The 24,723-nt window shown below is 72.2% G+C and carries 21 protein-coding genes and 1 pseudogene; 16 read left to right on the forward strand and 6 right to left on the reverse strand.

From position 1 onward, the window contains the following. Positions 1-7 precede the first annotated feature (7 nt). Genes AC2A1K_RS05860 through AC2A1K_RS05875 form a run of 4 tightly spaced genes read left to right on the forward strand, consistent with a single transcriptional unit; the run spans position 8 to position 4,444 of the window. Positions 8-1,768 carry a CoA-transferase gene (locus AC2A1K_RS05860; RefSeq protein WP_483895379.1) on the forward strand — a complete coding sequence of 587 codons (1,761 nt, stop codon included), beginning with the start codon at positions 8-10 and terminating at the stop codon, positions 1,766-1,768. Then, on the forward strand, positions 1,765-2,982 hold the full coding sequence (locus AC2A1K_RS05865; protein WP_483895380.1) for an acyl-CoA dehydrogenase family protein: 1,218 nt from the start codon (positions 1,765-1,767) through the stop codon (positions 2,980-2,982). Before AC2A1K_RS05860 ends, AC2A1K_RS05865 begins: the two co-directional genes overlap by 4 nt. Beyond that, a complete protein-coding gene (locus AC2A1K_RS05870; protein WP_483895381.1) occupies positions 2,979-3,770 on the forward strand; it encodes an enoyl-CoA hydratase/isomerase family protein in 792 nt (263 codons plus the stop codon). Before AC2A1K_RS05865 ends, AC2A1K_RS05870 begins: the two co-directional genes overlap by 4 nt. A gap of 11 nt (positions 3,771-3,781) precedes the next feature. Next, entirely contained in the window at positions 3,782-4,444 is a 663-nt protein-coding gene (locus tag AC2A1K_RS05875; RefSeq protein ID WP_337718535.1) for a nitroreductase, read from the forward strand. A 4-nt stretch (positions 4,445-4,448) separates the two neighbouring features. On the opposite strand, the gene AC2A1K_RS05880 is transcribed toward AC2A1K_RS05875, so the two are convergent. The 3 genes from AC2A1K_RS05880 to AC2A1K_RS05890 form a co-directional block, all read right to left on the reverse strand. Next, complete coding sequence (locus AC2A1K_RS05880; RefSeq protein WP_483895382.1) at positions 4,449-5,297, reverse strand: HTD2 family dehydratase; 849 nt, start codon at positions 5,295-5,297, stop codon at positions 4,449-4,451. Next, positions 5,294-6,460 carry an acyl-CoA dehydrogenase family protein gene (locus tag AC2A1K_RS05885; protein WP_483895383.1) on the reverse strand — a complete coding sequence of 389 codons (1,167 nt, stop codon included), beginning with the start codon at positions 6,458-6,460 and terminating at the stop codon, positions 5,294-5,296. The genes AC2A1K_RS05880 and AC2A1K_RS05885 overlap by 4 nt, the downstream gene beginning before the upstream one ends. A gap of 81 nt (positions 6,461-6,541) precedes the next feature. Beyond that, on the reverse strand, positions 6,542-7,246 hold the full coding sequence (locus tag AC2A1K_RS05890) for a GntR family transcriptional regulator (protein ID WP_483895384.1): 705 nt from the start codon (positions 7,244-7,246) through the stop codon (positions 6,542-6,544). A gap of 169 nt (positions 7,247-7,415) precedes the next feature. On the opposite strand from AC2A1K_RS05890, the gene AC2A1K_RS05895 reads away from it, so the two are divergent. From AC2A1K_RS05895 to AC2A1K_RS05905, 3 genes are read left to right on the forward strand one after another with little or no spacing between them, the layout of a single operon-like run. After that, entirely contained in the window at positions 7,416-8,777 is a 1,362-nt protein-coding gene (locus AC2A1K_RS05895; RefSeq protein WP_483895385.1) for a phenylacetate--CoA ligase family protein, read from the forward strand. Beyond that, positions 8,774-9,844 carry a hypothetical protein gene (locus AC2A1K_RS05900; protein ID WP_483895386.1) on the forward strand — a complete coding sequence of 357 codons (1,071 nt, stop codon included), beginning with the start codon at positions 8,774-8,776 and terminating at the stop codon, positions 9,842-9,844. The genes AC2A1K_RS05895 and AC2A1K_RS05900 overlap by 4 nt, the downstream gene beginning before the upstream one ends. Positions 9,845-9,859: 15 nt before the next feature. Continuing rightward, a complete protein-coding gene (locus AC2A1K_RS05905; RefSeq protein ID WP_483895387.1) occupies positions 9,860-10,753 on the forward strand; it encodes an HpcH/HpaI aldolase/citrate lyase family protein in 894 nt (297 codons plus the stop codon). Here the strand turns inward: AC2A1K_RS05905 and AC2A1K_RS05910 are convergent. After that, the gene (locus tag AC2A1K_RS05910; RefSeq protein WP_483895388.1) at positions 10,750-11,736 is read right to left on the reverse strand and encodes an AraC family transcriptional regulator; all 987 of its coding nucleotides are present in this window, start codon (positions 11,734-11,736) and stop codon (positions 10,750-10,752) included. The two genes, AC2A1K_RS05905 and AC2A1K_RS05910, sit on opposite strands and share 4 nt — an antisense overlap. 174 nt (positions 11,737-11,910) lie before the next feature. On the opposite strand from AC2A1K_RS05910, the gene AC2A1K_RS05915 reads away from it, so the two are divergent. The 7 genes and pseudogenes from AC2A1K_RS05915 (at position 11,911) to AC2A1K_RS05945 (ending at position 19,030) form a co-directional block, all read left to right on the forward strand. Further along, positions 11,911-12,111 (forward strand): hypothetical protein, encoded by a 201-nt coding sequence (locus AC2A1K_RS05915; protein WP_483895389.1) that lies wholly within the window; start codon positions 11,911-11,913, stop codon positions 12,109-12,111. Between the two features lie 10 nt (positions 12,112-12,121). Continuing rightward, positions 12,122-12,187: pseudogene (locus AC2A1K_RS05920) on the forward strand (hypothetical protein); the annotation flags it as partial. Between the two features lie 85 nt (positions 12,188-12,272). Continuing rightward, a complete protein-coding gene (locus tag AC2A1K_RS05925; RefSeq protein WP_483895390.1) occupies positions 12,273-14,153 on the forward strand; it encodes a hydantoinase/oxoprolinase family protein in 1,881 nt (626 codons plus the stop codon). Then, entirely contained in the window at positions 14,150-16,057 is a 1,908-nt protein-coding gene (locus AC2A1K_RS05930) for a hydantoinase B/oxoprolinase family protein (protein ID WP_483895391.1), read from the forward strand. Before AC2A1K_RS05925 ends, AC2A1K_RS05930 begins: the two co-directional genes overlap by 4 nt. A gap of 9 nt (positions 16,058-16,066) precedes the next feature. After that, positions 16,067-16,798 carry a hypothetical protein gene (locus AC2A1K_RS05935; protein WP_483895392.1) on the forward strand — a complete coding sequence of 244 codons (732 nt, stop codon included), beginning with the start codon at positions 16,067-16,069 and terminating at the stop codon, positions 16,796-16,798. After that, positions 16,798-18,231, forward strand: a complete 1,434-nt coding sequence (locus AC2A1K_RS05940) for an aldehyde dehydrogenase family protein (RefSeq protein WP_483895393.1) — start codon at positions 16,798-16,800, stop codon at positions 18,229-18,231. Before AC2A1K_RS05935 ends, AC2A1K_RS05940 begins: the two co-directional genes overlap by 1 nt. A 4-nt stretch (positions 18,232-18,235) precedes the next feature. Beyond that, positions 18,236-19,030 (forward strand): SDR family NAD(P)-dependent oxidoreductase, encoded by a 795-nt coding sequence (locus AC2A1K_RS05945; protein WP_483895394.1) that lies wholly within the window; start codon positions 18,236-18,238, stop codon positions 19,028-19,030. 105 nt (positions 19,031-19,135) lie between these two features. On the opposite strand, the gene AC2A1K_RS05950 is transcribed toward AC2A1K_RS05945, so the two are convergent. Together AC2A1K_RS05950 and AC2A1K_RS05955 are read right to left on the reverse strand one after the other, a co-directional pair. Next, positions 19,136-19,942 carry an alpha/beta fold hydrolase gene (locus tag AC2A1K_RS05950; RefSeq protein WP_483895395.1) on the reverse strand — a complete coding sequence of 269 codons (807 nt, stop codon included), beginning with the start codon at positions 19,940-19,942 and terminating at the stop codon, positions 19,136-19,138. Positions 19,943-19,983: 41 nt separating this feature from the next. Then, entirely contained in the window at positions 19,984-20,877 is an 894-nt protein-coding gene (locus tag AC2A1K_RS05955; protein ID WP_483895396.1) for an alpha/beta fold hydrolase, read from the reverse strand. A gap of 98 nt (positions 20,878-20,975) precedes the next feature. Between AC2A1K_RS05955 and AC2A1K_RS05960 the strand changes: the two genes are divergently transcribed. Next, positions 20,976-22,559, forward strand: a complete 1,584-nt coding sequence (locus tag AC2A1K_RS05960) for a class I adenylate-forming enzyme family protein (RefSeq protein ID WP_483895397.1) — start codon at positions 20,976-20,978, stop codon at positions 22,557-22,559. A gap of 80 nt (positions 22,560-22,639) precedes the next feature. Continuing rightward, the gene (locus AC2A1K_RS05965) at positions 22,640-24,715 is read left to right on the forward strand and encodes a hydantoinase/oxoprolinase family protein (RefSeq protein ID WP_483895398.1); all 2,076 of its coding nucleotides are present in this window, start codon (positions 22,640-22,642) and stop codon (positions 24,713-24,715) included. Positions 24,716-24,723: the final 8 nt, after the last annotated feature.

Here is a 24,723-nt window from a genome sequence, read left to right on the forward strand (position 1 = left end):
ATCTGACATGGCCGACGGAGTGGGCGCGACCGAGACGGAGTTCTGCGGGCTCGCCGACGCCGTCTCGCACCACGTCCGGGACGGCGACGCGGTCCACGTCGTGATGGGTCACAGTCGGTGGAGTGCGCTGGTCCGTGAGCTGGCACGCCAGCACTGGGGGAGGCCGTCGGGCTTCACGCTGATCATGGCGAGCCTGTCGTCGCTGGGCGGGGTCCTCGTGCGAGCCGGCTGCTTGGCCAAGGTGGTCTCGGTCTACTCCGGGGATTCGTTCCCCGTCTTCACTCCCAACCCGGTCTACCAGCAGGGGTTCCGGGAGCTGGAGGTCGAGCACTGGTCGTTCCTGACGTTCATCCAGCGGCTGCGGGCTGCGGCGACGGGCGTGCCGGCGGTCGTGACGAACTCGGTGCGCGGCTCGTCGATGGCCGACAACGACGCTTACTCCGAGGTGGTCACGGCGTTCGGCGGGGTCGGGCTCGTGGCGCCTCTGGTCCCGGACGTCGCCGTGCTCCACGCCGCCGTCGCCGACCGGGAGGGCAACCTGGCCGTCGCACCACCGGTGTTCGAGGGGTTCGTGGGAGCGCTGGCGGCTCGGCGGGGGGTTCTCGCGACCGTGGAGCGGGTGGTCGACGACCTGCGCCCGTGGTCGGGGCTGGTGCGCATTCCGGCGCACCGGGTGCTCGCCGTCGTCGAGGCACCCTTCGGTGCTCACCCCGGCGGCGTCTTCCCCGGCCCGGACGGCATGGCGCTCCCGGTGCAGGGCTACGCCGAGGACATCCCGTTCTGGATCGACGTCCGGGACGCGAGCCGCCGCACTGGGGGCGAGCGCAGCGACGGGGAGGGTGGCGACTTCGACGAGTGGATCCGCGAGTGGGTCCTCGAGCCGGCTGACCACGACGCCTACCTCGCGAAACTCGGGAGGAGTCGCCTGGACGCGCTCGTCGCGCGGGCCACGACCCCCCGCTCGCCGTCGACGACGCCGTCGGACGAGCCGCCGTCGCCCACCGAGCGCGCCGCGGTCTGGCTCGCTGACCTGCTCGTCGAGCGGGTCGCCGCGACCGGAGCCGACTCGGTACTCGCCGGCGCCGGGCTCGCGAACCTGGCCGCGTGGGACGGCGTCGGGCGGTGTCGCGCCGCAGGCTCCCGGGTCGCCCTGATCGCGGAACTGGGTCTCTGGGGCTACGATCCCGCCCCCGGCGATCCCTACCCGTTCAGCTTCGCCAACTTCCCGACCAGCTCGATGCTGCTCGACACCGAGCAGGTCCTCGGGTCCTTCGTGACGAGCCCGACGACGCGCACGGTCGCGTGCGTGGGCGCCGCGCTGGTCGACCGGCACGGGAACATCAACACCACCCGCACCGACGACGGCACGCACCTCGTCGGTTCCGGCGGTGCCAACGACATCGTCACCGGCGCCGAGGAGACCTTGGTGGTGGGCACGATGAGCCCGCGCCGCTTCGTCGCCGAGACCGCTTACATCACCAGCCCGGGCGACCGGGTCCGCGCGGTGGTCACCGACCTCGGCGTCCTCGAGAAGCTGGGCGGCGAACTGGTTCTGACCGCCGTCGCGCCCGGCCCCGAGCCCCGGCAGGAACGGATCGAGCACGCCCGGTCGCGGTGCGGCTGGGCGCTGAAGACCGCCGACCACGTCCGAGACCTGCGCGAGGTGACCACGGACGACGTCGAGGCACTGCGCACGTTCGACCCGCAGGGCCTCTTCCTCGGCCGTCGGGTCAGGCAAGCCGCCGACCACGGAAAGGAACAGCCATGAGCGCACCGACAGCGCAGGTCGTCGCCGACGAGGACTTCGCGTACATCCGCGATCAGGTGCGGGAGTTCGTGCGCGAGGCGGTCGTGCCGCGGGAGGCCGAGATCGCCGAGACCGACGCGATCCCCGACGACCTTCGCCGCCAGGCCGCCGAGATGGGACTGTTCGGGTATGCCCTGCCGCAGGAGTACGGGGGGCTCGGGCTGGTGATCACCCAGGACGTCGAGCTGGCGTTCGAGCTCGGTTACACCGCGCTGTCGTTCCGCTCGCTGTTCGGGACCAACAACGGCATCGCCGGGCAGGTGCTGGTCGGCTACGGCACCGACGAGCAGCGCAAGCAGTGGCTCGAGCCGATGGCCGAGGGCCGCTGCATCGCCTCGTTCGCGCTGACCGAGCCCGAGGCCGGGTCGGATCCGTCGGGTATGCGGGCCACCGCGACCTGGACCGACGGTGCCGACGGGGGTTGGGTGATCGACGGGCAGAAGCGCTACATCACCAACGCGCCGCTCTCGGACCTGCTGGTGACCTTCGCGAAGGTGCGGGGGACGGGGGAGACGCAGCGAAGCGGAGCTCGACCATCGGAACAGGCGTCGGATGGGCGGATCGCGGTGTTCCTGGTGCCGACGACGGCACCCGGGGTGATCGTCGGGCCGAAGGACCGCAAGATGGGCCAGGAGGGCGCCACGTCCTCCGAGGTCACCTTCGACGGGGTCCGGGTCGGGGCGGACGCCCTGGTCAGCGGCGAGATCGACACCGGCTTCCGGGCGGCGATGTCGGTGCTCGCCCGCGGGCGGGTGCACATCTCGGCGTTGGCGATGGGGCTCGCGCAGCGCGCGCTCGACGAGTCGGTGGCCTACTCGGTGGTGAACCGGCAGGGCGGGGTGCCGACCGGTGAGCGCCAGCTGGTGCAGGCGATGCTCGCCGAGCAGGCGTCGCTGGTGATGGCGGGCAAGGCCTGCGCCCGCGAGGCCGCCGCCCGCTACCTCGACGGGTCCGACCGCCGGGTCGGGCCCTCGGCGGCCAAGCTGTTCTGCACCGAGGCCGCCGGGAAGGTCGCCGACCTGGCCGTCCAGGTTCACGGCGGGGCGGGCTACATGCGCGAGATGCCCGTGGAGCGGCTCTACCGCGACGTGCGGCTGCTGCGGCTCTACGAGGGCACCAGCGAGATCCAGAAGCTGATCGTCGGCCGGGAACTGGTCAAGCAGGCCGGCGCATGAGCCGCTACCAGCGGTTCCCCAGCCTGCGCATCGACGGGCCCGACGAGGACGGGATCGTCGAGCTGGTGCTCGACGCACCGAACCTCAACGCCGTGAGCGAAGCCGCCCACGCCGAACTCGCGGAGGTCTGGCGGACGTTCGACGCCGACGACGCCGTGCGGGTCGTGCTGCTGCGCGGTGAGGGCAAGGGCTTCTCGGCCGGGGGCTCGTTCGACCTCGTCGAGAAGCTCGCGACCGACTTCGACGCCCGCACGCGCACCATGCGCGAGGCCCGCGACCTGGTCTACAACGTCATCGACTGCTCGAAGCCGGTCGTGTCGGCCATCCACGGGCCGGCGGTCGGGGCCGGCCTCGTCGCCGGGATGCTCGCCGACGTCTCCGTGGTGAGCCGCACCGCGAAGATCATCGACGGGCACACCCGGCTCGGTGTGGCCGCCGGTGACCACGCCGCGATCTGCTGGCCGCTGCTGTGCGGGATGGCCAAGGCGAAGTACTACCTCATGACCTGCCGTCCGCTCTCGGGCGAGGAGGCCGAGCGCATCGGGCTGGTCTCGCTGTGCGTCGAGGACGCCGAGCTCCAGGCGACGGCCCGCGAGGTGGCCGTGGAGCTGGCGCACGGCGCGCCGAGCGCGATCCGCTGGACCAAGCAGTCGCTGAACAACTGGTACCGCCAGGTGGCGGGCGCGATCTTCGACCAGTCCCTGGCGCTGGAGTTCTACGGCTTCGGCGGACCCGAGGTCCACGAGGGACTGGCCTCGCACCGCGAGCGGCGTGCGCCGCAGTTCTGAGGAGATGACGCATGGAGTTCGAGGACCTCTTGGGATCGCGGTGGAGCTGCCGCGCGTTCCGCGACGAGGAGCTGCCCGATGACCTGCTGACCGACATCTTCCGCGTCGCGCAACGGACCGCCTCGTGGTGCAACACCCAGCCGTGGCAGGTGCTGCTGACCCGCGGTCCGGCCACGAAGCGCTTCGCCGAGAGCCTGACCGCCCACGTCCGCGAGAACCCGCCGAGCCCGGATCTCGAGATGCCGGCCGAGTACCGGGGTGTCTATCGGGATCGGCGCCGCGGCGCCGGGTTCGCGCTCTACGCCGCCCTCGGCATCGGCCGCGAGGACAAGGCGGCCCGCGACGCGCAGAGCATGCGCAACTTCTCGTTCTTCGGCGCGCCGCACGTCGCCGTGATCACGACTGACCGCCTGCAGGGCACCTATGGTGCGATCGACTGTGGTGGCTACGTCGCCAACCTGCTCACCGCGGCCCGGGAGCGCGGGGTCGCGACGATCCCGCAGGCCGCGATCGCGGTCCATTCCGGCCACGTCCGGGAGTTCTTCGACCTGCCGGAGGACCGGCTCGTCGTGTGCGCGGTCTCGCTCGGCTGGGCCGACGAGGCCGACCCGGTCAACGGCTTCCGCACCGAGCGCGCCGACGTCGCTGACGCCGTGACGGTCGTCGACCGCTGACGTCTCAGCGCCAGGTCACCGCGCCGGTGACCGACGGCTCGCCGCCCACCGGTCCCGCGGTGAGCTCCGGCTCGGTGTCGACGACCACCGGCGTGCCGGCGAAGGCGGGTCGGCGCAGCCGGAAGGAGAACGCGGCGACGTCGGCGGATCGGCCGGCGCGGCGGGCGGGCTCGAGCAGCAGCAGGGCGAGCAGCGGCCCGTGGACGACGAGGCCGGGGTAGCCCTCGACCTCGCGGGCGTAGGTCTCGTCGTGGTGGATGCGGTGGGCGTTGTAGGTCAGTGCCGAGTACCGGAAGAGCAGCGGCGGGTCGGGCACGATGCCCACCTGGCCCTCGGGCACGTGGTCGTCGCCGGGCGGTCGGGGAGCGGGTGGCGTCGGGGGCACGGCGTCCGCGGGTGCCTGGCGGTAGACGATGTCCTGCTCCTCGACCACGGCGAGCCCGTCGGCGTCGGCGATCTCGCGGCGTTCGGTGACGAACAGCATCGGGCCGCTGCGGCCGGTCTTGGGCACGACGTCGGTGACGCTGGTGGTGCGCGTGACGGTGGTCCCGAGGCGCAGGGGCCGGTGGAGCTCGACGCGCCCACCGGCGAACATCCGTCGGCGCCGGGGGACCGGCGGCAGGAAGTGCCCGGAGGCTGCCTTAGTGAGGGGGTGCCCGTCGGCCCCGAGCTCGTCGGTGCGCGGGTGGTCGAGGAAGAACAGCCAGTGCCACAGCGGCGGGAGGTCCTCGCCGGCGGGCGGCGGCTGGTCGAGTAGGGCGGCGAACGCGTCGATCGGCCACCGCCGTAGCGAGTCGGTGGCCGTCTCGGGCGCCGGGTCCCAGCCGCGGACGGCGTCGGCGAGCTCGCTCACGGCTGGTCGAGCCCGCCGCGCTTGATCAGCTGGGAGGCGATGACGTTGCGCTGGATCTCGTTGGTGCCCTCACCGACGATCATCAGCGGGGCGTCGCGGAAGTAGCGCTCGACGTCGTACTCGGTGGAGTAGCCGTAGCCGCCGTGGACGCGCACCGCGTTGAGCGCGACCTCCATGGCGGTCTCGGAGGCGAACAGCTTCGCCATGCCGGCCTCCATGTCGGCGCGCTGCCCGGCGTCGTACTTCTCCGCCGCGTGGAGGATGAGCTGGCGCGCGGCGGTGATCTTGGTGGCCATGTCGGCGAGGTAGTTGCCGATCGACTGGTGGCGCCAGATCGGCTTGCCGAACGCCTCGCGGTCCTGGGCGTAGCGCAGCGCGTCCTCGAAGGCGGCCGTGGCGACGCCGAGCGCGCGGGCGGCGACCTGGATCCGCCCGGTCTCCAGGCCTTTCATCATCTGGGCGAAACCCTTGCCCTCGACCGCGCCGAGCAGCGCGTCGGCGGGCACGGGCATGTCGGTGAAGGTCAGCTCGCAGGTCTCGACGCCCTTGTAGCCCAGCTTCGAGAGGTCCTTCGACACCTCGAGGCCGGGGCCGTGCTCGACGAGCAGGATCGACACGCCCTTGTGCTGGGGCTCGGCGGCCGGGTCGGTCTTGCACAGCAGCGCGATCAGCCCGGACCGGCGCGCGTTGGAGATCCAGGTCTTGGACCCGTTCACCACGTAACCGCCGTCGGTGCCGGCGCGGGCGGTGGTGGTCATGGCCTGGAGGTCCGAGCCGCCGCCGGGCTCGGTGAGCGCCATGGTGGCGCGCAGCTCCCCGGTCGCCATGCGCGGCAGGTAGCGGTCCTGCTGGGAGCGGGTGCCGAACTCCACGAGCAGCTTCGCGACCACCGTGTGCCCGCCCATCGCGCCCGCGAGGCTCATCCAGCCGCGGGCGAGCTCGGCGGTGACCAGCGCGTAGCAGGGCATCGACACCGGCGCCTCGCCCCACGGCTCCGGGATCGCCAGCCCGTAGATCCCCATCTCCTTCATCTGCTCGATGAACTTCTCGGGGTACGTGTTCGCGTGCTCGAGCTCGTTGACCTGGGGTCTGACCTCCTTGTCGACGAACTCGCGGACCGTCTCCACCACGAAGCGTTCCTCGGACGACAGCAGCTCCGACACGGCGACCACCCTTCTCGACTTCGAACATAATATATGATCGTCGCCGAGGTCGCGAGGATGGTCAGCGTGCGCGGGCCTCGCTCAGGAGGCGGTCTCCTCGTCGGCCCAGACGCCGCGCTTGGTGAGCTCGTCGACGAGGCGGTCGGCACCGGCGAGGATGTGCTGGCTCATCAGCGAGCGCACCTTGCGCACGTCGCGCCGGTGCAGGGCTTCGACGATCTTGGGGTGGTCGCGGCGCGCGCCCTCCACGTGCCCTTCGATCGAGGCGTAGAAGCGGTTGGGCAGGTGCTTGACGGCCGCGGCGAGCAGGAGCGCGAGCCGGCGCGAGTCGGCCGCGAGGTTGATCTCCCGGTGGAACGCGTGCCCGAGGTCGGCCATGCGGTCGGTGTCGTCGACGTCCTCTGCGCGGTCGTGCTCGGCGAGGATGGCGTCGAGACGCTCGAGCTGCTCGGGTGTGATGCGTTTGGCGGCCCTGGCGGCCAGCTCGCTGGCGAGCTGGGCCTGCACCCAGAACAGGTCGCGGACGTCCTGCTCGGTGAAGGCGGCAGCGACGAATCCGCGGCGCGGAACGAGTTCGACGAAGCCTTCGCTGCGCAGGGAGAGCAGGCCCTCGCGCACCGGGGTGTTGCTGACGCCAACGGCCTCCGCGATCGGCTCGAGACGCAGGAAGTCGCCGGGTCGGACCCTGCCCGAGATGATCTGCTCGCGGACGTACGTCGCGACCTCTTCGGGCAGCTGCTGACGCCTGCTGTCGCGGTCCGGGATCCTGACCACCTCGTCAACCATGACATCTCCCGTATCGAACATCATATGGCAGACGCCGCTGTCCGATTGCCTCGTCGACTGCGGAGTGTAGCAACGTCCCGGGAGTCGTAGCGTCCTCGACGCGCCCCCTTCTTGATGCGACGTACTGTGCATTTTATATTCAGATGGTCGCCAACGGAAGGTGCGGACCATGGACGTGCGTGCGGGCAGACCGGCCTCGGGCAGCCACTGGAGCTGGGCGGAGGTCCTGCCGGCGGACCATGCGCGGCAGGTCCAGGACGAGCGGTTGCGGGAACAGATCGCTCATCTCGCCGCGCACAGCGCCTTCTACCGGGCGAAGTTCGACGAGAACGGTGTCGATCCCGCTCGGGTGCGGACGGTGGGGGATCTCGCCGATCTGCCGTTCACCGAGAAGCAGGAGCTGCGCGACAGCCTGGCCGCCGCGCCGCCGCTCGGGCACCACCTCGCTGCCGACCCCGCCGACGTCGTCCAGATCCAGGCCTCGTCCGGCACCACGGGCAGCCCGTCGTACGTCGGGCTCACCGCGGACGACGTGATCACCTGGTGCGAGCTCGGGGCCCGCGCCCTCTACGCCAACGGCTTCCGGCCCGGTGATCGGCTGCTGCACGCCTTCGGGATGAGCAAGGGGTTCGTCGGCGGCCTGCCGGTGGTGCAGATCCTCCAGCACATGGGGATCGTCGACATCCCGATCGGCGCCGAGGCCGGCGTGGAACGGTTGCTGCGGGTCCAGGCCGACCAGCGCCCTGAGGCCGTCATCGGCACGCCCTACTTCCTCACCCACCTCGCCGAGCAGGCGCCCGCCGTCCTGGGCCGCGAGGCGCACGACCTCGGCGTCCGATCGATCAGCGTCGGTGGTGAGCCCGGCGGAGGCCTGTCCGCGGTCCGCGAGAAGCTCGAGGGGCTCTGGGGCGCGACCGTCCGCGAGATGCTCGGCGGCACCGACATCGCGTGCACCTACTGGGGCGAGTGCGAGGCGGCCGACGGGATGCACTTCCTCTCGCCGGACCTCATGGTCGCCGAGCTGATCGACCCGGTCAGCGGCGCCGTGATCGACCCGGTCGCGGGCGCCGAGGGCGAGCTCGTCTACACCGCGCTGCGCCGTCAGGCGTCGCCCCTGCTGCGCTTCCGCACCCGTGACCAGGTTGTCGTCACCGGCACCGACTGTGCCTGCGGGCGCACCGGTTACAAGGTCCGGTGCGTGGGGCGGACCGACGACATGCTCATCGTCCGCGGCATCAACGTCTTCCCGTCGGCGATCAAGGATCTCGTGCAGGGGATGGCGCCGTCGACGACGGGGGAGATGCGCATCCGCGCCGACTTCGACGGGCACAGCACGCAGCACCCGCTGCCGGTGGTGGTCGAGCACGCGGCGGACCTGCCCGCCGACCGCCACGGTGACCTGCGGGCCTCGATCGAGTCGACCATCCGGTCCGCCCTCAACGTGAAGACCGTCGTCGACCTCGTACCGGCGGGGACCCTGAAGCGCCCGGACCACGTCAAGGTCGCCCTGGTCGAGCGGGCGGGGTCGTGACGCTCGCGTCGCACGTCCAGGACGGCGCGCTCGGGGCCTGGTTCCGGTCGGGGCTCGCGACGCCGGACGGGCGTGCGGCCGTGCACGACGTCCTGGCCGAGGCGCTGCGCGGCCGTCGACCGATGCGCTCCCCGCGGCACGCGGGTCCGGGCCATGCGGCCCAGGTGCAGGCGGCGGTGCGCGCCCGACTCGGGTTCGTGGTGCAGCACGCCCCGCCCTACCGGGCGCTGGCCGGGGCGCAACGCCTCGGCCTCGCCTCGCCGGGCCACGTGCACGAACTCGCCGCCCGGTTCCCGAGCCACGCCACGCTCGATCCCGTTCGACGCCGCGAGGCGCTGCGCTGGCGACCGAGTGCCGCCGGCTGGGTGGACGCCGGGCCGTGGCCCGGTCCGCGCGAGCGCGCTGCTCGCCCGGCCCGCCCGTCTTGCCGTGACGTCGTCGGCGAGGTCGTCGGACGGGCGCTCGCGCTGCTCGACGTCTGCGCACCGCCCGGGCGGCTGGGCGGCCGGGCGGGCGAGGCCGAGCTCGCGCGGGCGTGCACGGTCCTCATGGGGTGGGCCACCCGTGTCCCTGCCCAGGCGGCCGTGCCGGAGGAGGTGGCCGACCTCGTCGCGATCGCGAGTGAGTCGGGCGTCCTGCACCGCTGGCGCGATCGTGCGGGCTCGCCGCCGTGCGGCGAGGCGCTGGGCGTCACCGACGCCGTGTTCGTGCCGGGGTGGGCGGAGGGCGGCACCCTCGTCGCCGGTACCGGCGACGGAGCGCTGCTGGTCGACGTGCTGACCACCGAGGATCCTCTGCGGCGGCTCGACCACCTCGTGGGTCGGTGCCACCACCTGCTCGCCCGCGCGTGGCTCGATCGACCGGCCCGTCACGACGTCGGCGAGGTCGGTCTCTATCTCGCCCGGCACGGGGTGCTGGTGACGTGGCCGGTCGACGAGCTCGCGATGGTCCTGGGCGGCGGCCGCGACGTCGCGGCCGCGCTACCAGAGTTCCGGGACGCGGCGTCCCGTGCCGCCGTCGCGGACGGAGTCAGGCTCGGGACAGGGTTCCTCGCCGCCTCTAAATAATATATTGTGCATGGCATGAAGCCTTACCGATCCATGCTCTTCGTCCCGGGCCACAAGGCGAGCTGGGCCGACAAGGCCGTCGCCTCGGGGACCGATGCCGTGATCCTCGACCTCGAGGACTCGGTCCCGGCCGCGGACAAGGACGCCGCACGCACGACCGTGCGGGAGACGCTGGGGCGCCTGCGCGCCGAGGGAGTCCGCTCCGACCTCTGGGTGCGCCCCAACAGCATGGACTCGGGCCTGTTCGGCGCGGACGTCGAGGCGGTCTTGGCCGAGGGGCTCGCCGGGCTCTTCCTCCCCAAGGTCTTCACCGCGGAGGAGATCGTCCGCATCGACGCCGTCGTCTCGCACCTCGAGGCGCGTGAGGGCCTCGCGGCCGGGTCGGTCGGCCTGATCATCAGCTTCGAGACCGCGGTGGCGATGGCGCACTGCGAGGAGATCGCGGCCGCGAGCCCCCGGGTGTCGAGCCTGCTCGGGGCCACCGGACCGAGCGCCGACGTCGGGCGAGAGCTCGGCTTCGAGTTCACCCCGGAAGGTCTCGAGACGCTGTACCTGCGCAGCCGGATCGTGCTGGCCGCCCGCGCCGCCGGGCTGCACCACCCCGTCACGGGCGTGTGGCAGGACATCAAGGACCTCGACGGCTTCCGGCGCTTCGCGCTCGACGCCCGAGGGCTCGGCTATCGCGGGATGGTGTGCATCCACCCGTCCCACGTCGCGGTGTCCAACGAGGTGTTCACGCCGTCGCCGGAGGCGGTCGACCACGCCCGCCGCATGATCGACGCCTTCCGCAAGGCCGAGGCCGAGGGCAGCGGGGCCGTCGACTTCGAGGGTCAGCACATCGACCTCGCCCACGCGAAGACCGCCGAGGGCATCGTCGCCCTCGCCGACGCCATCGCGGAAGGTGCCTAGCGCGCAGCGCACCGCGCGGTGTCGGACGGGCGCTCGCCGAAGCGGGCGCGGTACTGCTGGGCGAACCGGCCGGGGTGGAAGAACCCCCAGCGCGCGGCGACGTCGGTGACCGCGCCGCCGCGGGTCGAGAGCTCGAGGTGCACGCGGTCGAGCCGGACACCGCGCAGGTACGCCATGGGGGACATGCCGGCGACCTCACGGAACCCGGCCTGCAGAGCGCGCTCGCTGACACCGACGCGGTCGGCCAGGTCGGCCGTGCTCACGTCGCCCTCCGGATGGGCGTCGAGGTACTCCATGACCTCGCGCACCCGGGTGCGGGCGCTCGGCGACGCCGACGGGTGGAGCTGGTCGGTCAGCTGGCTCGGGATGGTCATCAGCAGCTGGGTCATCAGCGCCGACTCCATCTCGTGACGCGCCGTCGGCATCGTCGCGAGGCCGCCGGGCCGGGCCAGCTCGGCGTAGAGGAACCCGGCGGTCGAGAGGAGGGCCTGGCCCGGGCCCCCGCGGACGTCGAACGTCAGCGCGAAACGGATGGACCCGTCGAGCGGCCGGCCGACGAGCTTCGCGGCGTGGGCCTCCAGCATCTCCTTGGGCAGCTTGACGACGTACTGGGTCGCATCCGGAGCGAAGCGGATCGTCAACGGGGCGTCGGGACCGAACACGTTGCCGGTCGTCCCGGCGCGGACCGCGCCCTCGGCGCCGTCCTGGCGTACGTCGCAGGTACCGGCGATCGGCAGGTTCACGTGGTAGCAGCGCTGCATCGGGGGGCCGTCGATCGTCACGTCGGCGCCGTAGCCCAGCTTGCCGAGGGTCACGCGCGAGGCGGGCGCGAGGTCGAGCCGGAAGTCGAGCGCGCGGCCGTCGGCGACGCGGACCTCGTGGTCGGCGAACGTCTCGGTGATCCGCTCGCGCGCCACGTCGAGGTCGTCGGTGCGGAAGCGGAGCGGACTCGCGTCGCCGGGCCTCGTCGTCTCGTCGAGCATGCTTCCTCGCAGGCGCTCGGGCCGGCCGCTGTCGTGAGCCAGCGGCGCGATTCTACCACATAATATTTTTTCTAGGAGGCGGCCGCCGAGGCTGTGACGTGCTTCGGTTGGCGGACTGAACCCAGCGCTCACGGGATGGTGACCCGGCTCTCGTCGGCCCTAGCGTCCCGGTGCATGACAGAGGCACCCGTCCAGGAGCGCGCACAGGTCGAGGGCGACTGCCCGCGGTGCGGCGCCGCCGAGCTCCGCCGCTACCCGGTCAACTCCGAGGGCGGCTGGTTCGACGTCGTGAAGTGCCAGCGCTGCCTGTGCTCGGTGAGCCGCGAGCACGGTCCGCGTCTCGGACCCATCCAGCTGCTGTCCGACCTGATCTAGGAGGGGCCCGATGATCGCAGTCGACGTGGGCGGCACGTTCACGGACGTGGTCGCCCTGCGGGACGGGCGGATCGAGACGGCGAAGGTCTCGACCGACTACACCGACGTGGCCGCGCCGGTGCTCGAGGGGGGCCGCGCTGCTGGGGGTCGGCGACGCGCCCGTGTTCAACCATGCGAGCACCCACGGGCTGAACGCCGTCATCACCCGCAACCTCCCGAAGATCGGCTTCCTGGCCACCGAGGGGCACCGCGACATCCTCGACATGGGCCGGGTCTGGCGGCCGGCCGAGGCGATCCTGGACCCGGGCTGGCGGCGCAGCTTCGGCGACGTCGCCCGTCCACTGGTGCCGCGCTACCTGCGCCGCGGGATCCGTGAGCGCGTGACGGCCGACGGCGGCGTGCTCTTCGACCTCGACGAGGACCAGGCCCGCGCCGAGCTCGAGGTGCTGCGCCGCTGCGGGGTCGTCGGTGTCGCGATCTGCCTGATCAACGCCTACGTGGACCACACCCACGAGGAGCGCCTGCGCGAGCTGGTGCGCGAGGTCCTCGGTGACGTCCCGTGCTCGATCTCCAGCGAGGTCTCGCCGCTGGCGAAGGAGTACACGCGGGCCTCCACGACGGTGGTCGACGCCCTGATGAAGATCATCTACTCGGACTACGCGGCCACGCTCGAGAAGGGTCTGACCGATCTGGGTTTCGCCGGGCGGCTGCACTTCGCGGACTGCGCCGCGACCCTCGTCCCGGCGCACCGCGCCATGGAGCAGCCGTTCCGGATCGTGTTCTCCGGGCCGGCGGCCGGCACCGTCGCGAGCGCCCACTTCGGCTCCCTGATCGGGGAGACCGACCTGCTGTGCGCCGACGTCGGGGGCACGTCCTGCGACATCAGCGTCGTCACCGGAGGCGAGCCGTTCGTCAACACGACCTTCGAGCTCGAGCACGACCTCGTGGTCAACGCCCTCGCCAACGACGTCACGGCGATCGGAGCGGGCGGGGGCAGCGTCGTCTCGATCGGGCGCAACGGCGAGGTCCAGGTCGGTCCCCACAGCGCGGGCTCGACGCCCGGCCCGGCCTGCTACGACCGCGGGGGCACCGCACCGACCACCACCGACACCTGCCTGATGATCGGCCTCATCGACCCCGGCGGCTTCGCCGGCGGGCGCCTCACCCTGCGGCCGGAGCTCGCGCAGCAGGCTTTCGAGGGCCTCGACTGCGAGCTCACGCTCGCCCAGCGCGTGCGCCACGCCTACGAGATGGCCGTGCACACCATCGCCGAGGGCGTCGTCAACGTCGCGATCAAGAACGGCGTCGACCCCCGGGACTACTCCCTCATCGCCTACGGCGCGGCAGGCCCGATGCTGCTGCCCGCCGCGATGGACGAGGTGCACTGCAAGCAGGTGATCGTCCCGCCGAACCCGGGCCTGTTCTCCGCGTTGGGCCTGCTCTCGACCGACCAGGTGTTCACCCTCAACCGCAGCGCCTACATGGTCCTCGGCCCCGAGGTCGCGCCCCGGGTCGACGAACTGTTCGCCGAGATGGAGCAGCAGGTGCGCGAGCGGCTCGAGTCCGGCGCGACCGTGCGCCTCGAGCGCAGCTTCGACGGCCACCTCATGGGGCAGAGCTGGGACACCCCGATCGTGCCGGTGCCCGACGGCACCATCGACGCGGACGCGGTCGCCACGATGATCGCGTCCTTCCACGCGACCTACGAGGAGCGCTCGCGCAACCGCTTCGACATGGTGCCGGTCGAGGGCGTCACCTTCCGGGTCCGCGCGGTGATCGAGACGCCGAAGGTCGACTACCCCGAGTTGCCCGCCCGGGCGGCGGGCGAGGACCTGGCCCCGGCCCGGACCGCCACCCTGCGGTTCCTCACCGACACCGACCAGCAGGCCCCGGTCTACCGACGCACCGACCTGCGGGCGGGCGACGAGCTGGACGGTCCCGTGGTCGTCGACGAGGGACTCTCCACGACCCACGTGGGTGCGGACCAGCACCTGACCGTCGGCCGCCACGACGAGCTCGTGATCACCAGGAGCGCACGATGACCCGCATCCGCGAGATGTCCGACGAGGACTTCGAGGCGACCTACCACGCCGACCGCTTCACGGCCTCGGTGATCCGCAACCGGCTCAAGTACGCCGTGGAGCACATGTCGACCGCGTTCCTGCGCGAGGCGTTCTCGCCGATCATCCGGGACTGGTACGACTTCGCGTGCACCATCAGCGGTCCGCCGGAGCAGGACTACCGGATGGCCGTGGTCAGCAACAGCCTGACGGTCTTCCTCGGCTCGATGCCCGACGCGGTGCGCAACGCCGTCGAGGAGTACGGGGCGGACAACCTCGGGCCCGGCGACGTCCTGATCTGCAACGACCCGAACCGCGGCGGCCGGCACGTCAACGACGTGCTGTTCACGCGGCCCGTGTTCGTCGACGGGGAGATCGTCGCGTTCGTCAACATCTGCGCCCACCAGCTCGACATGGGGGGCACCGTGCCCGGCGGTTTCTCGGCGACCAAGGCCAACGTCTACGAGAACGGCCTGGTGATCCCGCCGATCCTGATGTGGCGCGGCGACGAGCCGGTGCGGTCGACGTTCAGCCTGATCTTCGACAACTCGCGCTTCGGGGCGATGCTGCTGCCGGACTTCAAGAGCATGCACCAGCAGCTGCAGCTCGGGGAGCGGCTCGTCCGGGAGAACATCGAGCGCTACGGTCGCGACGCGGTACTGGGCACGCTCGTCTACGCCTGCGACACCTCGGCGGACCGGATGCGCGACGCGCTCGCCGCCGTCCCCGACGGCGACTACCACGGCAGCGCGACGCTGGACGCCGACGGCCTCGACGCCTCGCGCTCCTACACCGTCGAGGTCACCCTCTCCAAGCGCGGCGAGGACATCGAGGCCGACCTCTCCGGCACCTCCGGGCAGGCCCGCACCTGCATCAACTGCGGGATCACCGACGCGAAGACCGCGCTCGGCGTGGCCCTGACGATGCTGCTCGATCCCGAGATCCCGTTCACCTCCGGAACCTGGCGCCACGTCGACCTCGTGGCCCCGCCGGGAACGCTGGTGACCGCCCTGCCACCCGAGGGCGCGCCGATGATGTTCTGGGAGGCGTCGGGGACGCTCATCGCCGCGGTCTTCCGGGCGCTGAACCCCGTGCTCGGGGAGAACGCCGTGGGCGGGGACTACGGCTCGACCAACACCCACAACGCCAGCGGGCTGCGCGCCGACGGCTCGTTCTGGACCAGCGCCACGCAGTGCGGCGGCGAGCACGGGCCCTGGGGCGCGACCCGCGACGGCGACGGCGACAGCTACACCGTGCTGTTCAACCTCAACAACCTCGACCCGGCGACCGAGACCATCGAGCACGACTCGCCGGTGGTCGTGCTGCGCAAGGAGCACGCGATCGACACGGGAGGCCCGGGCCGCCACCGCGGCGGCGCGGCCAACCTCAAGGACAGCCTCTGGCTGACCGACGCCGAGCAGTACCTCTCGCCGTTCCGCACCAGGGAGCCCAGCGGCGTCGGGGCGAACGACGGCCGGCCCGGCCCCAACGGGGCCATGTGGATCTTCCCGCCGGACGGGGAGCGCGCCGGCCTGGTCGGGACCGGCGACGACGTCTACGCCGCCAGCACCCCGGTGGCCGGCGTGCTGGATCCGGCGACCAAGGCGCTCGACCCCGAGCACGGGACCTACCACCACTTCGGCGGCGAGAAGGCCTGGCGGACCACGGCCGGCTCGGTGCTGCGCTGTCTGACCAACGGCGGCGGTGGCTGGGGCGCCCCCTTCACCCGCGACCCGCAGAAGGTGCTCGCCGACGTCCGCGACGAGTACGTCAGCGTCGAGGGGGCCGCGCGCGACTACGGCGTGGTCGTCGTCGGCGACCCGCACTTCGACCCCGAGAACCTGCGCATCGACGAGGCCGCGACGGCCGCGCTGCGCAGCGCCTGAGAGGAACCCATGCCCCCCACGTTCACCGAGCGCAACCTCTTCTTCGCGTGGAGCACCTACACCGGCGACTACGAGACCTACGCGCACTGGTACGACGTCGAGCACATCCCGCAGGTCATGGACACCACGGGCATGGTCGGCGCCCAACGGTTCCTGCTCGGCGACACGAAGAACCTGCCCGGCGTCGTCCCGGTCGACCTCGGCCACCTCGCCCTCTACGAGATCGAGGGCAGCTCCGCGGGCTTCCGCGAGGAGGTCAAGCAGATGCTGATGTCCGGCGCGATGGTGCTGCCGGACTTCATGAACCAGCCCTTCGACGCCCTCTTCCTGGCGCCCGTGAGCGAGCCGCAGTACGGGGCGAGCTGGGACAAGGCGGACGACTCCACCGCCCTCGACGACCGGCACCTGTTCTTCGCGTGGTGCAAACCGGCCGCCGACGCCGTGGCCGACGGGACGTTCGCCCGCTGGTACGACGGCGAGCACATCCCGCAGATCCTCGGCGCGACCGGGATGCTGCGCGCCCAGCGGTTCGAGTCCTCGCCGGTCAAGCCGCTACCCGGTGTCCGCGTCCCCGACCTCGGGCACCTCGCCCTCTACGAGATCGCCGGCGACCCGTCGGCGTTCCGCGAGGAGATCAAGCAGATGCTGATCTCCGGTGAGATGTCGATCCCGGACTTCATGAACCCGCCGTTCAGCTCGATGTTCATGGCGCCGGCGAGCCCGTTCCACGCGGCCACCTGATGATCGACGTGCCGCACGCTGACGACGTCCTTGTCGGGAGCCGGTGGCAACCGGCCACCGGCGAGCCCTACGCGGTGATCTCGCCCGCCACCGAGCAGCCGGTCGCCGAGGTGACACTGCCCTCGGAGAAGGACGCCGAGGCCGCCCTCGCGGCGGCGGACACCGTCGGTCGCGCGTCGTGGAGCCGGCTGCCGGTCGCCGAGCGCGTCGCGGCGGTCGGGCGGTTCTGTGCGGCGGTGGAGGGCCGGCTCGACGAGATCGGCGAGCTCTGGGCGTCCGAGGCGGGCATGCCCGTGCGGTACAGCCGCACGCTGCACCGGTTCGGCGCCGTCGGATCGTGGACCGCCACGCTGGAGTGCGCGGCCGACGCGCTGCGCGACGACGTCCGCCCGTCGCCGCTGGGGGAGACCATCGTCCGCCGCGAGCCGGCCGGGGTCGTCGGGGCGGTGATGGCGTTCAACGGCCCACTGGTCACCGTCGCGACGAAGGTCGTGCCGGCACTGCTCGCCGGGTGCCCGGTGGTCGTCAAGGCGGCGCCGGAGTCGCAGCTGGTCCTGCGCGTGGTCGCCGCGTGCGCCGAGACCCTGCCCGAGGGCGCGCTGTCGATCCTCTGCGGCGGCGCCGACCTGGGGCGGGCGATCACTGCCGACCCCCGCGTGGACATGGTCAGCCTCACCGGCGGGCGCACCGCGGCCCTGGAGATCGTCGACGCCACGAAAGCCCGCTTCGCCCGCACCCACCTCGAGCTGGGCGGCAAGTCGCCGGCGCTGGTCCTCGACGACGCACCGCTGGACGCGGTGCTCAAGTCCTTGGTTCCCGGCGCCACCGGGGGCGCCGGCCAGGTGTGCGCGCTGCTCTCCCGCGTCCTCGTCTCCGAGCGGCGAGCCGACGAGCTCGTCGGGCGTCTGCGCGAGGCGTGGCAGGCGCTGCGCGTCGGCGACCCCCTCGACCCTGGCACGCGCATCGGGCCGATGCTGAACGCCGCGGGCGTCGCACGCGCCGCCGGTTTCGTCGACCGGGCCCGGGTCGCGGGAGGCCGGATCGAGGTGGGCGGCCGGGAGCCCGACAGGGCGGGCTTCTTCTACGAGCCGACCCTCGTCACGGGCCTCGACCGCGACGCCGACCTCGCGCAGCACGAGGTGTTCGGGCCGGTCACAGTCGTCCAGACCTTCACCGACCTCGACGACGGGGTCCGGCTGGCCGGCGACACGAGCTACGGGCTGGCCGCGACCGTCTACACGACCGACCGCGACGTCGCGCTCGACGTCGCGTCCCGCATCGAGGTCGGGTCGGTCGCGATCAACACCTTCGGGCCGACCGTCACGGCCCCGTTCGGGGGCCGGAAGGGCTCCGGCTGGGGACGCGAGTGCGGACCCGAAGGCATCCAGGAGTTCACCGAGCTCAAGCAGATCGTCCTCGGACCAGGAGTGTGACGTCGTGACGCAACGACGCAGGAAACCCGAGCTCGCCCTCGTGACGGGCGCGGCCGGAGGACTCGGCTCGGCGACGACCCGGCGGCTGGTCTCCGACGGCGCGAAGGTCGTCGTCACCGACATCGACGCCGACGGGCTCGCCGCGCTGGCCGACGAGACCGGGGCGCTCGCGCTGCCGGCCGACGGGACCGACCGCGAGGCGGTGCGCGCGGTGGTGGCGGACGCCGTCGCTCGGCTCGGCGGGCTGGACACGGTGGTGGCCGCCCAGGGCGCCGCGATCGCCGGGACGGCCGCCCCGAAGCACGCCGACGCCTACGAGCGCGCCCTGGACGTGAACCTGCACGGCACCTACCACCTGGCCGGTGAGGTGCTCCCACACCTCGTCGACGCGCAGGGCTCCCTGGTGCTGGTCGCGTCCACCGCCGGCCTGATCGCCGGCCCGCCCGGGACCGTGGGCTACACCGCCGCGAAGGCGGCGATCATCGGCGTCACGCGGTGGCTCGCCCGCGACTACGGGCCCAAGGGCGTTCGGGTCAACGCGGTGTGCCCGGGGTGGATCCGCACGCCGCTGGGGGAGGGGGCCATGAGCTACCTGTCGCAGCGCGAGGGGATCGGCCTGGAGGAGGCCTACGCGCTCATGGCGGCGCACGTGCCGCTGCGCCGGGTCGCCGAGCCGGAGGAGATCGCCTCCTGCTGCGCCTTCCTGGCCTCGGGCGACGCCTCCATGGTCACCGGTCACGTGCTCGTCGCGGACGGGGGCGGGGCCGTCGTCGACGCCTCGACCATCGCGCTCGATTGATCGCCCGTAGCGCCGCTGGGGGGCGAGATCGCGGGTCCGGTGACGATCGCTGTCACATCTGACATCGATCGTCACCGAAACGGCGATCGGGCGGATCGCCCGGCGCTACGGCCCGCCGTCCAGGAACGTCTCGAGGATGGGCGCGGCCTTCTCCGGCTCGTCGAACAGCACCATGTGGCCCGCACCGGGAACGACCTCCGTCGTCGCGTGGCGCAGGCGCCAGGCCATGAGCCGCGCGTTGGCCACGCGCACGACCGGATCGTCCTGACCGTGGAGGACCAGCGTCCGATGAGGCAGCGTCGGGAGCCAGCAGAAGCTGGTCCACCCCAGCACGGCGAGCTGCTGGAAGTGGTATCCCAGACGGCTCGGGGGATGCCCCTCGCGATCGGCCAGGATCGCCGCGAGGACGTCGGGGTCGCGAGCCGTCCGGCCGCCGGCGAGGATGGGGATCTCGCGGGCGGCGGCCTCCCGGCTCCGGTAGCGCCGGGTGGACATCAGCGCGCGCTGGACCGCGAGGCCGGGCGGACGGGCCCAGACACCGCAGATCGTCGCGACGAGGACCAGCCTGCGGACGAGCGCCGGATGGCGGTGCGCGATCTCCTGGGCCACCACGCCGCCGAGCGAGAACCCGAGCACGTCCGCCCGCTCGACGCCGAGCTCGCGCAGCGCCCCCACGACGTGGTCGGCGATCGCGGGGACCCGGATCGGCAGCGTCGACCGTTCCGAACGTCCGACGCCCGGGCAGTCGACCATGACGACGTCCCGGTCGGGCATCTGCTCGAGCAGCGGCGTCCACGACTCCATCGAGCCGCCGATCCCGTGGATCAGCACCAGCGGCGGACCGACCGGTCCGGGCCGGCGCCGGGTGTGCAGGCGCAGCCCGCCGCTCACGACGTCCCGTGCGAGGTCCATGTGCGCTCCTCGGACTCGGCGAGTTTCCACTCAATCTAGCATCATATATTTTGCTCACAAAGCAGGTGTCGGAGCTCGCCCGGCGCCTCCCACGGGACGAGGTGGCCGACCCCGCCCAGTTCGACGTGCCGGGCGTGGGGGATGAGCGCGGCGAGCAGGGCGCTGTTGCGCGGCGTGACCACCGGGTCGTCGCGGCCGGCGACCACGGTGGTCGGCCGATCGATGCCGCGCAGTCGTCCGGGACCGCGCCAGGCGACGATCGCCCGTGCCTGCGCGACCACGCCCGCCACGGGCGTCCCGCGGCGCAGCAGTTGCTCGGTGAGCTCGTCGACCAGTGCCGCGTCCGGGACGAACGCGCGCGAGGACGTGCGAAGGTAGAACCGCGCGAGCAGCTCGGCCCGGATGCGGCGGTCGACCCCGAGATGGCTCCTGGCGACCCGCATCATCGGACCGTAGAGCCCCGGAAACAGCACGGTCGGGACGTGCGCGGGCGCCGGCGGGATGGTCGAGACCAGCACGAGGCGATCGACGCGCTCGGGGTGTCGCAACGCCAGTTCCTGGGCGACGATCCCGCCCATCGAGAGGCCGAGCACGGTCGCGGCTTCCAGGCTCATCCGGTCGAGCGCGGCGGCCACGTCGTCGGCGAGGTCGGCGATCGTGAAGGGCACGGCGGCCGACCTCGACCATCCCGTCCCGCGGGCGTCGAGGCGGATCACGCGGTGGGTCCGCTCCAGCGCGTCCACCCACGCGCGGGGCCACACCAGCCCGCTCGCCCCGATCCCGTTGAGCAGGACCAGGGGTGGCCCGTCGCCCCCGGCGTGGGCGTGCACGCCGCGTCGCCCCGGCTCGGACCCGATCGCTCTGCGCGCGAGCTGCTCGGTCCAGATGCCCCATCCGGCGGCGGCAGCGGTGGCGGACGCGACGGTTCGGCGCACGCTGCTCCTCCTCCGTCCGCACCCCTTGACCTGAGCGGCCATGTACTTCACATTATATACGATCGTTGGTGAGGTGGATCACCGCAAGAGGAGACGTCGTGAGCTTCAACTGGGTCCTGGACAGTGCGGTGGAGCCGATCCCGCCCGCCGGGTGGGACAACGTCGCGGTCAGCTTCGACGGACACCACCGGCTCACCTACCGGGAGCTGCGAGACCGGTCCCTGTCCTACGCGCAGGCCCTGAGCGAGCTGGGGCTGACGAAGGGCGACCGGCTCGGGCTGATGCTCTACAACGACGCCGAGTACCTGCCGCTCTACTTCGCCGCGATGCGGCTCGGCGTGATCGCCGTGCGGCTGAACTTCCGGCTGGCCGCCCCCGAGCTCCGCTTCATCCTCGCCGACTCCGGATGTCGCACCGTGCTCATCCACGCCTCCTTGCTCGACCGGCTCGAGCCGGTGCGCGAGGACAGCGGCGCCGAGACGGTCGTCGTGCTGAGTGACCGCGACCGGCCGGAGCTGCCGGACTGGGCCCTGCCCTTCGAGGCGCTGCAGGGGCGGCCCCCGCTCTCGGAGATCCCGGCGATCGCCTCGGAGGATCCGATCGCGTTGCTCTACACCTCGGGCACCACCGGCGTGCCCAAGGGCGCCCTGCTCACCCACGCCAACACCGTCGGGACCGCCACCATGCAGGCGCTGAAGTGGCGATTCTCCGAGCGCACCGTCGCGCTCGTCCCCGGCCCGATCTACCACGCCGGCGGCTTCGAGGCCGTCACCGCGCCGGTGCTGCTCGCCCACGGCACCGCGGTCTGCCTGCGCTCGGGGAACTTCAGCATCGAGCATCTCCTCGACGTCATCGCCTCCGAGCGGGTCACCGACTGCCTGCTCTTCTCCTTCATGCTCAACGAGATGCTGCGCTTCGACGACCTCGAGGAGCGGCTGCCCGCGTCGCTGGATCACCTGATCATCGGCGGCGACACGATGATGCCGTGGACCGTCGGGGAGGTCCGGCGCCGGATGCCGCACATGCGACTGACCCAGGTCTTCGGGCTCACCGAGGGCGGCGCGATCTGCACGACGCTCGACGACGGCGACTTCGAGGCCCAGCTGGGCAGCATCGGGCGGCCGCTCCCGCTCGCCGAGGCCAGGGTCGTCGACGACCTGGGCGAGCCCGCCGCCGTCGACGAGGTCGGCGAGATCCTGGTCCGCAACCCCGGGACGTGCGGGGGCTACTGGCAGCGCCCGGACGCCAACCGGGACACCTTCGTCGACGGCTGGTGCCACACCGGAGACCTCGGCTTCGTCAACGCCGACGGCTTCCTGACCCTGTCGGGCCGGGCGAAGGACATGATCCGCAGTGGCGGCGAGAACGTGTACCCGGCTGAGATCGAGAAGGTGCTGACCGAGCATCCCGTCATCAGTGACGCCGCCGTCGTGGGCGTGCCCGACCCGAAGTACCTCGAGGTCGGATGCGCCGTCCTGGTGCTGAAGCCGGACGTCGAGCTGGACGAGGCGGCGCTGCGGGCCTACTGCCGTGAGCGCATGGCGGGCTACAAGGTGCCCAAGTACTTCGCCCGCCAGGACGAGCTGCCGCGCAACGCCTCGGGGAAGGTCCTCAAGTACGTCCTGCGCGAGCAGTACAGCGAGCAGCTCACGGCGCTCGACGAGCAGCAGCCGGCCCACTGACCGCACCGCGCACGGGCATCCGCGATGTCCGAGCGTGCCTTGAACACGAGATCTTCACGAACAGGACGCTGGAGGCGCACATGACCACCCACTCCGACCTGGCCGACCCCGCCGCCTGGGTGGTCGGCATCGACGTGGGGGGCACGTTCACCGACATCATCGGGCTGCACCGCGAGACCGGCGAGGTCCGGGACGGGAAGGTGCTCTCGACCCCCCGCCAGGAGGAGGGGGTGCTGGCGAGCATCGAGGCGATCGGGCTCGAGGCGAGCGAGGTGGCCGAGATCGTCCACGGCCACACGGTGGGGATCAACGCCCTGCTCAGCCGGGCCGGCGAGCGGACCGGGCTGATCGCCACGCGCGGGCACCAGGACCTGCTCGACATCGGGCGCATGCACCGCGAGTTCGGCGAGCGGTTCTACGACCCGACCTGGCTCCGCCCGCACCAGGAGCGCCCGATCGTGCCCCGCGAGCTGCGCTTCGGTGTCCTGGAGCGGATGCGCTACGACGGGTCCGCCCTCACCGGGCTGGACGAGGACTCGGTGCGCGAGGCCGCCCGGGAGCTGGCCCGGCAGGGTGCGAAGTCGGTCGCGGTGTGCCTGATCAACTCTTACACCAACGACGAGCACGAGCGACGCGCCGCCGAGATCGTCGCCGAGGAGCTGCCCGACGCCTACGTCCAGACCTCGGCGCTCTACCCGGTCACCAAGGAGCACGAGCGGACCACCACGGTGGCACTCGACGCCTACGTCGGCCCCCGGGTCGTCGGCTACCTCGGACGCCTCGAGGCCGGTCTGGCGCACCGGGGCTTCGCCGGCACGTTGTGGATCATGATGATGAACGGCGGCGTCGCGACCGTCGCCGACGCCGGCCGGGCCCCGGTGTTCCAGCTGGTCTCCGGCCCGGTCGGCGGGGTGAGCGGCAGCATCCGCCTGGCCGACGAGGGCGCGACACCCAAGCTGCTGACCATCGACGTGGGCGGGACCAGCACCGACGTCGCCGCGATCCGCGGTGGCCAGACGCCGCTGACCGACCTGTGGACCCTCGAGACCGGCCTGACGCTGACCATGCCCCTGGTCGACGTGGAGAGCATCGGCTCCGGTGCCGGGAGCCTCATCCGCCCCAACTCCCTGGGCAACGTCGCCGTCGGGCCGGCCTCGGCCGGGTCGGACCCCGGGCCGGTCTGCTACGGCCGCGGCGGGACCGAGCCCACCCTGACCGACGCGTGTGCCGTCCTCGGGGTCCTGCAGCCGGATCTGTTCGCGAACGGGGCCATCGAGCTCGACGTCGAGGCGTCGCGGGCCGCGCTGGAGAAGGCCGGCGTCCGGTGGGGGATGTCGGCGACCGAGCTGGCGGCCGCGGCCTACGAGGTGGCCTGCCAGGACATCGCGGCGAAGGTCCGCACGATCTCGGTCTACCGAGGCCTCGACGTGCGTGAGTTCGCGCTGCAGCCGTCGGGTTCGGCCGGGCCCATGCTCGCCGACCGCGTGGCGCAGATCCTCGGCGCTCAGGAGGTGATCGTGCCGCGCAGCCCGGGGCAGTTCTCGGCGCTGGGCCTGCTGCGCACCGACCTCCGGGTCACCCGCGCACAGTCGATCATGGCACCGCTCGACCCGGGCGGTACCGAGGCGATCGAGGCCGCCTTCGCCACCCTGGAGGCCCGGGTCCACGACGAGCTCAAGAGCCAGGGCGCCGACGTCGAGCGGCTGCGCTTCGAACGGGCGGTCTTCGCGATGTACCGCGGCCAGACCTGGGACAACAGGATGCCCATCCCGCCGGAGAGCCTCACGGCCGAGCGCGTGCAGGAGCTGGTGCCGGCGTTCCACGCCTTCTACGACGAGCACTACGGCTTCGCCGCACGGGAGATCCCCGTCGTGGTGTCGACCGTCGAGGTGACCGCGGTGATCCCCCGCGAACAGGGCCGCTTCGAGCTCGCCCCCGACGAGGGCGACGCGTTCCTGCGCACGGCGGCGCTCGTCCTGCCCGGGGCCTCCGGTGTCACCGATGTGTCGGTCTACGTGCGGGAACGCCTCGCGCCCGGCGAGCAGGTGTCCGGCCCGGCCCTGGTCACCGAGAAGTTCGCGACGACGGTCGTCCTGCCCGGGCGGACCGCCCGCGTCGACGACGACCTGAACCTGATCATCGAGCCGAAGGACTGAGGACGAGC

Source organism: Actinomycetospora sp. 2LY8.5 (genome assembly GCF_057180585.1).